This window comes from Pseudomonas azotoformans, assembly GCF_900103345.1.
Lineage (GTDB): Bacteria > Pseudomonadota > Gammaproteobacteria > Pseudomonadales > Pseudomonadaceae > Aquipseudomonas > Aquipseudomonas azotoformans.
In genome coordinates, this window is the sequence record NZ_LT629702.1 from 4,442,271 (window position 1) to 4,454,371 (window position 12,101).

At 62.1% G+C, this 12,101-nt stretch carries 9 protein-coding genes; 6 read left to right on the forward strand and 3 right to left on the reverse strand.

What is annotated here, in order from left to right; genetic code table 11:
* Window positions 1-21: 21 nt before the first annotated feature.
* Genes BLR69_RS20255 through BLR69_RS20265 form a run of 3 tightly spaced genes read left to right on the forward strand, consistent with a single transcriptional unit; the run spans window position 22 to window position 4,819 of the window.
* Window positions 22-987, forward strand: a complete 966-nt coding sequence (locus BLR69_RS20255; RefSeq protein ID WP_071494558.1) for an HlyD family secretion protein — start codon at window positions 22-24, stop codon at window positions 985-987.
* Window positions 984-3,701, forward strand: a complete 2,718-nt coding sequence (rbbA, locus tag BLR69_RS20260; protein WP_071494559.1) for a ribosome-associated ATPase/putative transporter RbbA — start codon at window positions 984-986, stop codon at window positions 3,699-3,701. The genes BLR69_RS20255 and rbbA overlap by 4 nt, the downstream gene beginning before the upstream one ends.
* On the forward strand, window positions 3,701-4,819 hold the full coding sequence (locus BLR69_RS20265) for an ABC transporter permease (protein WP_071494560.1): 1,119 nt from the start codon (window positions 3,701-3,703) through the stop codon (window positions 4,817-4,819). The genes rbbA and BLR69_RS20265 overlap by 1 nt, the downstream gene beginning before the upstream one ends.
* Before the next feature lie 179 nt (window positions 4,820-4,998).
* Here BLR69_RS20265 and BLR69_RS20270 read toward each other — a convergent pair whose 3' ends face one another.
* Complete coding sequence (locus BLR69_RS20270) at window positions 4,999-5,406, reverse strand: flagellar basal body-associated protein FliL (RefSeq protein WP_032884296.1); 408 nt, start codon at window positions 5,404-5,406, stop codon at window positions 4,999-5,001.
* 150 nt (window positions 5,407-5,556) lie between these two features.
* Between BLR69_RS20270 and BLR69_RS20275 the strand changes: the two genes are divergently transcribed.
* Together BLR69_RS20275 and glpT are read left to right on the forward strand one after the other, a co-directional pair.
* Window positions 5,557-6,534 carry an NADPH:quinone oxidoreductase family protein gene (locus tag BLR69_RS20275; protein WP_071494561.1) on the forward strand — a complete coding sequence of 326 codons (978 nt, stop codon included), beginning with the start codon at window positions 5,557-5,559 and terminating at the stop codon, window positions 6,532-6,534.
* 247 nt (window positions 6,535-6,781) lie between these two features.
* The gene (gene glpT, locus BLR69_RS20280) at window positions 6,782-8,119 is read left to right on the forward strand and encodes a glycerol-3-phosphate transporter (protein WP_025857408.1); all 1,338 of its coding nucleotides are present in this window, start codon (window positions 6,782-6,784) and stop codon (window positions 8,117-8,119) included.
* Here glpT and BLR69_RS20285 read toward each other — a convergent pair.
* Window positions 8,116-8,769 carry a gamma-glutamylcyclotransferase gene (locus BLR69_RS20285; RefSeq protein WP_071494562.1) on the reverse strand — a complete coding sequence of 218 codons (654 nt, stop codon included), beginning with the start codon at window positions 8,767-8,769 and terminating at the stop codon, window positions 8,116-8,118. The genes glpT and BLR69_RS20285 overlap by 4 nt on opposite strands.
* A gap of 26 nt (window positions 8,770-8,795) precedes the next feature.
* Window positions 8,796-11,183: a TonB-dependent receptor plug domain-containing protein gene (locus tag BLR69_RS20290; RefSeq protein WP_071494563.1), complete on the reverse strand. Its 2,388-nt coding sequence runs from the start codon at window positions 11,181-11,183 to the stop codon at window positions 8,796-8,798.
* 328 nt (window positions 11,184-11,511) lie between these two features.
* On the opposite strand from BLR69_RS20290, the gene BLR69_RS20295 reads away from it, so the two are divergent.
* The gene (locus tag BLR69_RS20295; protein ID WP_071494564.1) at window positions 11,512-11,994 is read left to right on the forward strand and encodes a sn-glycerol-3-phosphate transporter; all 483 of its coding nucleotides are present in this window, start codon (window positions 11,512-11,514) and stop codon (window positions 11,992-11,994) included.
* The last annotated feature ends 107 nt before the right edge of the window (window positions 11,995-12,101 follow it).

A 12,101-nucleotide genomic window follows, 5' to 3' on the forward strand; every position in this document is an offset into this window, starting at 1 on the left:
CTAACGCCGCAGGAAGCAGCCATGTCGACGAACCACCACACCTCCCGCCTCTTCGCCGTTGCCCTCATCGCCCTGTTGCTGGGTGCTGGCGGCTTCGGTTATTGGCGCTCCACCCAGGACCGCCTGCCCGAAGGCCTGAGCATGGGTAATGGGCGCCTGGAATCCACCGAAGTACAGATCGCCGCCAAAATCCCCGGGCGCCTGGCCGAAGTGCGCGTGGACGAAGGTGACAAGGTGCTCAAGGGCCAACTGCTTGCACGCATGGACACCCGTACCCTCGAAGCCCAACGCGCCCAGGCCGAAGCCGAAGTGCTGCGCGCCAAGGAAAACTTCGCCGCCGCCGAGGCCAACGTGCAACTGCGCCAGAGCGAGCAACTGCTGGCCAACCAGGAACTCAAGCGCACCCAGGAGCTGTACAAGCGCGGCTTCGCCAGCAGCCAACTGATCGACCAGCAACAAGCCCGGCAGAACACCGGCAACGCCGCCGTGGTTGCCGCCCAGGCCCAGGTCAATTCGGTAAAGGCCGCCATTGGCGCCGCCGAGGCCCAGGTCGCCCAGCTCACCAGCGAGATCGACGACAGCAGCCTGCGCGCGCCCATCGACGGCGTTATCCAACTGCGCCTGGCCGAACCCGGCGAAGTACTGGGGGCGGGCGGACGCGTGCTGCTGTTGATCGATCCCAACGATCAATACATGAACCTCTACCTGCCCGCCTCCGTGACCGGCCGTCTTACCGTCGGCAGCGACGCACGCATCCTGCTCGACGCCCTGCCCGACCAGCCGCTGCCGGCCAAGATCAGCTTTGTCGCGGCCAAATCCCAGTTCACCCCCAAGGAAGTGGAAACCCGCGACGAACGCCAGAAACTGGTATTTCGCGTCAAACTGCGCTTGACCCAACCCAGCGCCCTGCCCCAGGCCAAACCGGGCATGCCCGGCGCCGGCTACGTACGCACGGCTGACATCGACTGGCCGGCCAACCTGCAATGACCGCCCTGGCGCTCCAGGCCACGGGGATCAACCACCGCTACGGCAAGCAGCAGGCACTGGTCGACATCGCCTTCAGCCTACCGGCCGGAACCCGCTGCGGGTTGATCGGCCCGGATGGCGCGGGCAAGTCGAGCCTGCTGGGTTTGATTGCCGGGGTTAAAAAGCTGCAGGACGGCCAGTTGCAGGTGCTCGGCGGAGCCATTGATGATCGCCGTCACCGCAACAGCCTGTACCCGCGCATTGCCTTTATGCCCCAGGGCCTGGGCGGCAACCTGTACCCCGAGCTGTCCATCAGCGAAAACATCCGTTTCTTTGCCACGCTGTTCGGCCTGTCCAAAGCCGATTGCGACCAGCGCATGCACAACCTGCTGCTGGCCACCGATCTCGCGCGCTTTGCCGAGCGCCCGGCGGGCAAGCTCTCTGGCGGCATGAAACAGAAGCTTGGTCTGTGCTGCGCGCTGATCCACGACCCGGACCTGTTGATCCTCGACGAACCCACCACCGGCGTGGACCCACTGTCACGTCGACGCTTCTGGGAACTGGTCGACAGCGTACGCAGCGAACGCCCACAACTGACGCTGCTGGTGGCCACGGCCTACATGGAAGAGGCCGAGCAGTTCGAACACTGCCTGATGCTCGATCGCGGCAAGCTGATCGCCCATGGCCTGAGCAGCGCATTGGCCGCCGCGACTCCCAGCGGCAAATTGGACGAAGCCTTCACCCACTTCCAGGGTGACAGCGCCCACGACAACCAGCCGCTGGTGATCCCGCCGAGGGAGAGCGACAACACCGATGTCGCCATCGAGGCCCATGACCTGACCCTGCGCTTCGGCGATTTCACCGCGGTGAACAAGGTCAGCTTCGCCATTGGTCGCGGCGAGATCTTCGGCTTCCTCGGCTCCAACGGCTGCGGCAAGACCACCACCATGAAAGTCCTCACCGGGCTGATGCCGGCCACCGAGGGCAGCGCGACGCTGCTGGGCAACCCGGTGAACGCCAAGGACCTGGCCACCCGCAAGCGCGTGGGTTTCATGTCGCAAAGCTTTTCGCTGTACGGCGAACTCAGCGTGCGCCAGAACCTGGTGCTGCATGCGCAACTGTTCGACCTGCCCAAGGTGGACAGCGGCCCACGCATCGATGAGCTGATCCAGCGTTTCGACCTGGGTGACGTCGCCGAGCAACCGTCCGGCGAGCTGCCCCTGGGCCTGCGCCAGCGTTTGTCATTGGCGGTGGCGGTGCTGCATCGCCCGGAAGTGCTGATTCTCGACGAGCCCACCTCGGGCGTCGACCCGGCCGCGCGGGATGACTTCTGGCGATTGCTGATCGAGCTGTCCCGCGAGCAAGGCGTGACCATCTTCCTGTCCACCCACTTCATGAACGAAGCCCAGCGCTGCGACCGCATCTCCCTGATGCACGCGGGCAGGGTGCTGGCCTGCGATACGCCGGATGCGCTGCAACAGCAATTCCACGGCGATACGCTGGAAGCCGCGTTCGTCACGTGCCTGGAACAAGCCCAGGGCGAGGCCGAGCCCACCGCGACCGCCAAGACCGTCAGCGAATCCAGCACAGCGTCGGTGAGCAAGCGCGGTTTCAGCCTGGCCCGGCTGGTGGCCGTGGCCAGCCGCGAAGGCAAGGAACTGCTGCGCGACAAAGTGCGCATGGCCTTCGCCCTGCTGGGGGCGATGTTCATGATGGTGATCTTCGGCTACGGCATTTCCCTGGATGTGGAAAACCTCGCCTTCGCCGTCTACGACCAGGACCAGACACCACAAAGCCGTGCCTACCTGGAGGCGTTTCGCAGTTCGCGCTATTTCGCCGAGCAGGCGCCGATCCAGGAGCCGGCTGAACTGCACCGGCGCCTGCAACGTTCGGAAATCAAACTGGCCCTGGAGATTCCGTCCGGCTTTGGCCGCGACCTCTACGCCGGCCGCCAGCCCACGGTGGCCGCGTGGCTGGACGGCGGCATGCCGTTTCGCGCGGAAACCAGCCGTAACTATGTCGAGGCCGTGCATCAGGAGAACCTGCAGCAACTGGCCGAACTGAGCAGCCTGCCTCGCAACACCCCGGCCGCCGCCAAGCTGGAAACGCGCTTTCGCTATAACCAGGACGTGGTCAGCGTGAATGCCATCGGCCCCGGCGTGATGGCGCTGATCCTGGCGTTTATCCCGGCAATGCTCACCGCCCTCGGCATCGTGCGCGAGAAAGAGCTGGGCTCGATCACCAACTTTTATGCCACACCGCTGACGCGCCTGGAGTTCCTGCTCGGCAAACAGGCGCCGTACCTGGCCGTGAGCCTGGTCAACCTGGCGGTATTGGTGGCGATGAACCGTTGGCTGTTCGGTGTGCCGTTCAAGGGCAGCGCCCTGACGCTGGCATTTGGCGGCCTGCTCTACGTGCTGGCGACCACCAGTATGGGCCTGCTGATTTCGGCGTTCACCCGCACGCAGATCGCGGCCATCCTCGGCACCATGATCATCACCAGCCTGCCGACCATCCAGTTCTCCGGACTGATCGTGCCGCGCTCGTCCCTGGAAGGCGCGGCGGCCCTGATGGGCATGCTGTTTCCGGCCGGCCACTTCCTGGACATTGCCGTAGGCACCTTCACCAAGGCCCTGGACCTGCGCCAGTTATGGCCCCAGTGCCTGGCGCTGTTCGGGTTCTTCGTCGGGTTTACCGGGCTGAGCCTGGTCATGCTCAAGAAGCAGGAGGCCTGATGCATAAGTTCGCGCACATTCTGCGGCTGGGGATCAAGGAACTGACCAGCCTGCGCCACGACAGCGTGTTGCTGCTGTTTCTGTTCTACGCCTTCACCGTGGCAATCTACATGCCCGCCGCCGGTTCGGTGATCGGGGTGCACAACGCCAGCGTGGCATTTGTCGATGAAGATCACAGCGCCCTCTCGCGGCAGATGGCCGAGGCGCTGCAACCGCCCGAGTTCCAGGCACCCGCGCCGTTGGCCTATGACCAATTGGACAGGGTCATGGACAGCGGCAAGTACACCTTCGTAATCAATGTGCCGGCGAATTTCCAGGCCGACCTGTTGGCGGGGCGCCAGCCGGGGGTGCAGGTGAATGTGGATGCCACGGCAATGAGCCAGGCGTTCATGGGCGCGGGCTACATCGGGCGGATTTTCCAGCGCGAACTGCTCACCTACAGCGGACAAGCCGATGCCGCCAGCCGGGCACCCGCGCAGCTCACTACCCGGGCGCTGTTCAATACCAACCTGGAAGGCGGCTGGTTCCTGGCGGTGATCCAGATCGTCAACAACATCACCATCCTCGCCATTATCCTGACCGGCACCGCCCTGCTGCGTGAGCGTGAACACGGCACCCTCGACCATTTGCTGGTGCTGCCGCTGACGGCACTGGAAATCATGCTGGCGAAAATCTGGAGCAACATGCTGGTGGTGGTGCTGTGCACCTGGCTGTCGGTGGAGGTGGTGGTCAAAGGCTTGCTCGGTGTACCACTGGCCGGGTCGCTAGGGTTGTTCCTGTTCGTGACAGCGCTTTACCTGTTTGCCAGCACGGCGCTGGGGATTTTCCTCGCGACGCTTGCGCGCTCGACACCGCAATTCGGCCTGCTGGCGATTCCGGTGATTATCCCGATGCTGCTGCTTTCGGGTGGCAGTACGCCGCTGGACAGCATGCCCGAGTGGTTGCAGTGGGTGATGCAGGGGTCGCCGTCGACGCACTTTGTGAGTTTGAGTGCGGCGATTCTGTTTCGCGATGCAGGGGTGAGCGTGGTGTGGCCGGACTTGCTGGCGCTGGCGGGGATTGGGTTGGTGTTTTTTGTGGTGGCGTTGGCGCGGTTCAGGAAAAGCCTCGCCTCATAAGCCTGGATCCGGCTTGTTGTGGTGAGCGGGCTTGCCCCGCGCTGGGCTGCGCAGCAGCCCCATCAGACTCACCACATTTCTTCAGGCACACCGAGGTGTATGGTTTTGGGGCGACTTCGTCGCCCAGCGCGGGGCAAGCCCGCTCACCACAGAAGCCAGGCCCATAGTACTAAGGAGGCTTACTGGATGATCAGGTTGTTGAACAACAGGTCTTCCACCACCGGCTTGCCGGTTTCGTCATTCATCACTTGCTGGGTCTGCTTCAACGCTTCCTGGCGCAGTTTTTCCTTGCCCTCGACGGTGCTCATCGCCTCGTTGGTCTGCTGGGTGAACAGCGCCACCAACTGGTTACGAATCAGCGCATCGTTGGCTTTGACAGCGGCGGCCGCTTCGGTGCCGGTCACGCGCAGGGCAATGTCGGCCTTGAACACCTTGAGTTTCGCCGTGCCATCCAGGCCGTAGTTGCCCACGAACGGCGGGCTCAGGCTGATATAGCTGACCTTCGGCGCCTCGCCTTCTTTGGCTTCTTCGGCCTGGGCCGCCATCGGCAAGGTCAGGGCCAGCATCAATAGGATCCACGCTTTCACAGTTCATTCCTCACATTCGGTTGCCGGGTAGCATAACGCTAGCAAGGCAGAGCACAAGCTTATGGCGGCTTATCAGGCCTGGGCATGCTCGTTGACCCACGGGCGTACCCTCCTACACTTATCGGCCACGACGCCAAAAGGAATAGTCCGATGAAAGCTGTGCTGTGCAAAGCCTTCGGCCCTGCCGAAACCCTGGTGCTGGAAGATGTCGCAAGCCCTGCGATCAAGAAGAACGAAATCCTGCTGGACGTGCACGCGGCCGGGGTCAACTTCCCGGATACGCTGATCATCGAGGGCAAGTACCAGTTCAAGCCGCCCTTCCCGTTCTCGCCGGGTGGCGAAGCGGCAGGCGTGGTCAGTGAAGTGGGCGAAAAAGTCGACCACCTGAAAGTCGGTGACCGGGTCATGGCGCTGACCGGCTGGGGCAGCTTTGCCGAACAGGTCGCGGTGCCGGGCTATAACGTACTGCCGATCCCGCCGAGCATGGACTTCAACACCGCTGCGGCTTTCAGCATGACCTACGGCACGTCGATGCACGCGCTCAAGCAACGGGCCAACCTGCAACCCGGCGAAACCCTGCTGGTACTCGGCGCATCCGGTGGCGTGGGCCTGGCCGCCGTGGAGATCGGCAAGGCCATGGGCGCCCGTGTGATCGCCGCCGCCAGCAGCGCCGACAAACTCGCGGTGGCCAAGGCCGCCGGCGCCGATGAGTTGATCAACTACAGCGAAACCAGCCTGAAAGACGAGATCAAGCGCCTCACCGACGGCAATGGTGCCGATGTGATCTACGACCCGGTGGGCGGCGACCTATTTGACCAGGCCATCCGCGCTATCGCCTGGAACGGCCGCTTGTTGGTGGTGGGGTTTGCCAGCGGGCGCATTCCCGAGCTGCCGGTGAACCTGGCGCTGCTCAAGGGCGCGGCGGTGGTTGGGGTGTTCTGGGGTTCATTCGCTCAGCGCCAGCCGCAGGATAATGCGGCGAACTTCCAGCAGTTGTTCACTTGGTATGGGGAGGGCAAGCTCAAGCCGCTGGTGTCGCAGGTGTATCCGCTGGAACAGGCCGCCCAGGCGATCAATGACCTGGGGCAGCGCAAGGCGGTTGGAAAGGTCGTCGTCCAAACCCGCTAAAAATTTGAAATACCGTCAATGTGGGAGGGGGCTTGCCCCCGATAGCGGTGTGTCAGTCACAGCTATACAGACTGATAAACAGCTATCGGGGGCAAGCCCCCTCCCACTTTTCGATCTGCGGTGTTCGTAAGGGAACATTCATTAGCGTTCATTTCTGGTTGTTTGTAGATAAGAGGCGATGCTATTTTCGGTAACGAAACTGTAACATTCGCATCCGCAGTCAAAACAAGAAATCTGGAGCTCTTGAATGTTTGCTTTCTTTCGTCCTGCCGCACATCAGGCGCCCCTGCCTGAAGAAAAAATAGACAGCACTTACCGACGCCTGCGCTGGCAGATCTTCGCCGGTATTTTCTTCGGTTACGCCGGGTACTACCTGCTGCGCAAAAACTTCTCCCTGGCCATGCCCTACTTGATCGACGAGGGTTACACCCGCGGCGAACTGGGCCTGGCGATGTCGGCCATCGCGATTGCCTACGGCCTGTCCAAGTTCCTCATGGGCCTGGTGTCCGACCGCTCCAACCCACGCTACTTCCTGCCCTTCGGCCTGCTGGTTTCCGCCGGGGTGATGTTCATTTTCGGTTTCGCACCCTGGGCAACGTCCAGCGTGACCATGATGTTCATTTTGCTGTTCATCAACGGCTGGGCCCAAGGCATGGGTTGGCCGCCGAGTGGACGCACCATGGTGCACTGGTGGTCGCAGAAAGAACGTGGCGGCGTGGTGTCGGTGTGGAACGTGGCGCACAACGTCGGCGGCGGCCTGATCGGCCCGCTGTTCCTGCTTGGCATGGCCTGGTTCAACGACTGGCACGCGGCGTTCTACGTACCGGCCACCGTGGCGTTGCTGGTGGCGGCGTTTGCCTTCATCACCATGCGCGACACCCCGCAATCGGTCGGCCTGCCGCCAATCGAGCAGTACAAGAACGACTACCCGGAAGGCTACGACGCCAGCCACGAAGATGAATTCAGCGCCAAGGAAATCTTCGTCAAATACGTGCTGCGCAACAAAATGCTGTGGTACATCGCCTTCGCCAACGTGTTCGTCTACCTGCTGCGCTACGGCGTACTGGACTGGGCACCGACCTATTTGAAAGAAGCCAAGCATTTCACGGTCGACAAGTCGTCGTGGGCGTACTTCTTCTATGAGTGGGCAGGTATCCCGGGCACGCTGTTGTGCGGCTGGATGTCGGACAAGATCTTCCGTGGCAACCGTGGCCTGACCGGCATCGTGTTCATGGCGCTGGTGACCGTGGCGACCCTGGTGTACTGGCTCAATCCGCCGGGCAACCCGATGATCGACATGATTGCGCTGTTCTCCATCGGCTTCCTGATCTACGGCCCGGTGATGCTGATCGGACTGCAGGCGCTGGAACTGGCACCGAAGAAAGCCGCCGGTACTGCTGCGGGTTTCACCGGTCTGTTCGGTTACCTGGGCGGTTCAGTGGCGGCCAGTGCGGCCATGGGCTACACCGTCGACCATTTCGGCTGGGACGGCGGTTTCGTGCTGCTGATCGGCGCGTGCCTGCTGGCAATCGCCTTCCTGATCCCAACGCTGTGGCACACCAACAGCGTCAGCTCGGCGCGTTAACCGCCCGGGCAACCCTTTGCACAACGCTTGAGCCGCGCCTCCAGGTTCTTATCTGGCATGGCGTGGCTACGCAGGGCGTTGACGGTCTGCTCGACATAATCGCGAGTGGTGCCGTAACGCCCGCAAGCGCTTTGCAGCACATGGTTCAGCACGATATCGGGCAAGTTGCCGGCGTAGCTGGGCAAGTGCCGCTCCAACACAAACCCCAGCGCCTGTACGGTACTGCCATCTTCCAGACGGCAGCTGAGCCAGTGTGGCCGGTAGGACGGGTAAGGCATCTCGCGCTGCCAAAGGGCGTACAGCGAGGCTTCCAGCTGATCTTCCGGCAAACGGTAGGCAAACCCGCTGCAGGAGCCCCCACGATCCAAGCCAAAGACCAGCCCCGGCAGCTCCGGCGTACCCCGATGCTCATGGGACCACAGGTACAGGCCCCGGTGATAACCGTGGACCCGTGCCCGCACCCGCTCGGTCGAGGAGCATTCAGGACGCCAGATCAGCGAACCGTAAGCGAATAACCAGACCGGCCCACCCTTATGCCGCGCCATGGTGGCCTGCATCGAGCTCATCAACTGTTCGTGAGTGAGTTGCGGCCCAAGATCGAGCCGCGGAGGGTAAGCCAATTGCAAAAGATCGGATTCAATAACGGTCATGGCAAATCGCTTAGGTCTCCTGTGCTTTACCAGTTGTAGGCAACTTTACCGTAATAGAACGCACCGCTGTAACCGTACGGCGAAAAAGTGCTATAGGCCAAATTGCCACCGCTGCTGGCGAACGCGTTGACCTTCTCCGGGTATTTATCGGTGACGTTGTCGCCGCCCAGGGTGAAGGTCCAGTTCTTCAGCTTGTAGTCCGCCGACAGATCCAGCACCCAGGCCGCCTTGAAGGTCTGGTCGTTGACCTTGTCTGCCTGGTAGCTGGTGAATTCACCATAGCGCACCAGGTTGCTGTGCAGCGCCCAATTGCCGAATGTGAAGTCGTTACCCAGGCTCAGCTTGTGCTCAGGCGTGGTATCGCCCAACAAACCGCTCTTCTCGCGACGGTCTACCCGCACCAGGTTGGCACCCAGGCTATCGAGGATGGCCGGGTTGGGCTTCACGTCCGTCACCCGGGTGTGGTTGTAGTTGTAGCCTACGGTGCTGTTCCAACGGATGCCGTTATCGAACTGATAGCGATAGTTGGCCACCAGGTCGACGCCGTCGGTGCTGGTGTCGGTGGCATTGGTGAAGTAGCGGGCGGTGGTGTAGTTGATGTTGCCGACACCGTTGGCACGCAGATAGGCCTGGGTGGCCGGGTCCAGGTTGAGGTTGGACGACAGGCTGATACGGTCGCGGATATCGATGCGATACACGTCCACCGTCACTGTCAGGTCGTCGGCAGGCTCCAGTACCAGGCCAAGGCTATAGTTGCGCGACTTCTCGGCCTTGAGGTCTTCGGCGCCCAGCAGGCGGGCCACCTGGCTCGACGCCGGGAAAGTACCGGCCTCGCGGATGTCGCTGCCGATCAACTGCGATGAGGTGAACGCAAAGTTCTGCTGCGCCAGGGACGGTGCGCGGAAGCCGTTGGAGATACTGCCGCGCAAGGCCACCTGCGGGGTGAAGTCGTAACGGGCCGACAGCGAACCGCTGACGTTGGAACCGAAGTCACTGTAATCCTCATGCCGCACGGCGGCCGATGCGCTGAGCTTTTCGGTGAAGTTGGTTTCCAGGTCCAGGTACTGGGCCCAGTTGTGGCGCGAACTGCTGCCGGCGTCGGCATCACGGAAGCCGCCGAGGCCCGAGCTGCCGGTCTGGTAGTAGGACGCCGGTTCACCCGCTTCAATCTCATAACCCTGGCGCAGGTATTCACCGCCAAAGGCCACGGAGACCGGGTATGGCAGGAAGCCCACGTCGAACTCACGGGACAGGTCGAGGCTGACTTGCTTTTGGTCGTTGCTCAGGGTGCCGTTGTCGAACTTGCGCGGCGTGGCCAGGCCCAGGGAGGTGTTGATGGTTTCGGTGCTCAACTCGTACTGGTTCTTGCCGTAGTTGGCCGAGAGGTCGTAGTGCCAGTCGTAGGCCAGCAGCCCACGCAGGCCCACCACCAGCGAGGTGTCCTCCAGGTTGCCCTTGATCAACGGCAGGTAGCCGTTGGGGTTGAGTGCCGCAATGTTGTTGGAAGCGTTGCTCGCCCGGTAGAACGCCGCCGTCTCACCGCGCCGCTTGCTGTAGCCGCCGAAGGTGTAGAACTCGGCGGCATCGTTGACCGAATATTCCGAGTTGAACTGTAACTTGCCTTCATTGGTGGCCGGTTCGCCCTGGCGGAACACGCGCTGGCCGTAGGTGGTGGAGCCGACACTGGCTGGGCGGTAATCATTGCCGGCACGGTTGGTGTAATCGTTATCGGCACCTTCGGCCGAGAGGTTGATGAAGCCGTTATCGCCCAATGCCAGGCCGGTATTGCCGCTGACATTACGCTGGATACCGTCGCCCTTCTTGTATTCGCCGAACTTGGTGGAGATCGAGCCGCCATGGTCGGCGTGCTTGAGGATCACGTTGATCACCCCGGCAATGGCGTCCGAGCCGTAGCGCGCCGAAGCGCCATCGCGCAGCACCTCGATATGGTCTACCGCCGACAGCGGGATCGCGTTCAGGTCCGCCGGCGCCGAGCCACGCCCTACCGCACCGCCCAGGTTGACGAACGCGCTGGTATGGCGACGCTTGCCGTTGACCAGCACCAGCACCTGGTCCGGCGACAGGCCACGCAACTGCGCAGGACGCACCAACTCAGCACCGTCCACCAGGCTCGGGCGCGGGAAGTTGATCGACGGAATCAGCCGCGCCAGCACTGCGCCCAGCTCATCGGAGCCGGTGCTGCGCAGGGTATCGCCGGAAATCACATCGATGGGTGACAGCGAAGCACTGGCCGTACGCTCCTGGGCGCGGGTGCCGGTGACGATCACGGTGTCGAGCTTGGGTGTATCGGTGGCGGACGTTTCGGCCGCGAAGACAGGATTGAAACCCACGGCGGTCAGCAAATTGGCCGACAAAATCGCCGTGTACAACGCGTGTTGCTTGTAGCTCCCCATACCGCTCCCCTTTGAATCAAAAACCAGAACGTCGTGCTCTGAGTTCGTACGATCGATCCGGCTGGCGGGCGGTGGCGGTCAGTGATTGGTGGTTGTGAAAGAGTCGGTAGTCCGTTGCGATATAGCTTAAGGATATTTATGTAACAAATTAAATACCTTTAAAGCATAAGCGATTGCATAAGCAAACTCGCCCATTCGTCAGGATTGCGCGTCTCAATCCCGGTAGTTTCAGCCCCGGTTCAGCCTGGGAACGTGCCAAACCGTCAAAATGTCGCCCACCTTATGACCCACTTAGCCGAGCATCAAACCGACTATCGAGGTCGCACCCATGAAGAAATTCCAACTGCCTGGCCTGCTGTTCCTGGCCCAGGCCACCACCGCACTGGCGGGCGAAACACCGGCCACCGAGGACGACAAAGGTTTCTGGTACGCGCAGACCAGCGTCTACACCCGGCACTTTGCGCCGGACCCGGACCACAACAACAACCAGGACCTGATCGGCCTGGAGCGCAATGAAGCCTCAGGTTTTGTGTATGGCGGGGCGACGTTTCGCAACTCGTTCAGCCAGCGCTCGTACTACGCGTACGCGGGTAAACGCTACGACATGGCCGACTATCCGGTGTATTTGAAACTGACGGGCGGGGCGATCCAGGGCTATCGCGGCAAGTACCGCGACAAGATCCCATTGAACCGTTTCGGCGTGGCGCCGGTGATCATTCCGTCGGTGGGCACGCATTACGGGCCAGTGGCGGCGGAATTGGTGTTGCTGGGGTTCAACGCAGCGATGGTGACGACCGGCGTACGTTTTTGACTCTGTGGTGAGCAGGCTTGCCCTGCGTTGGGCTGCGAAGCAGCCCCACACCAGACGACTCGCTTTAACTGAAACTGCGCGGTGCCTTTACTGGGGCTGCTTCGCAG

Coding starts and splice junctions, on each gene's coding strand:
- BLR69_RS20255 (WP_071494558.1), top strand. CDS start 22: ATGTCGACGAACCACCACACCTCCCGCCTCTTCGCCGTTGCCCTCATC.
- rbbA (WP_071494559.1), top strand. CDS start 984: ATGACCGCCCTGGCGCTCCAGGCCACGGGGATCAACCACCGCTACGGC.
- BLR69_RS20265 (WP_071494560.1), top strand. CDS start 3,701: ATGCATAAGTTCGCGCACATTCTGCGGCTGGGGATCAAGGAACTGACC.
- BLR69_RS20275 (WP_071494561.1), top strand. CDS start 5,557: ATGAAAGCTGTGCTGTGCAAAGCCTTCGGCCCTGCCGAAACCCTGGTG.
- glpT (WP_025857408.1), top strand. CDS start 6,782: ATGTTTGCTTTCTTTCGTCCTGCCGCACATCAGGCGCCCCTGCCTGAA.
- BLR69_RS20285 (WP_071494562.1), bottom strand. CDS start 8,769: ATGACCGTTATTGAATCCGATCTTTTGCAATTGGCTTACCCTCCGCGG.
- BLR69_RS20290 (WP_071494563.1), bottom strand. CDS start 11,183: ATGGGGAGCTACAAGCAACACGCGTTGTACACGGCGATTTTGTCGGCC.
- BLR69_RS20295 (WP_071494564.1), top strand. CDS start 11,512: ATGAAGAAATTCCAACTGCCTGGCCTGCTGTTCCTGGCCCAGGCCACC.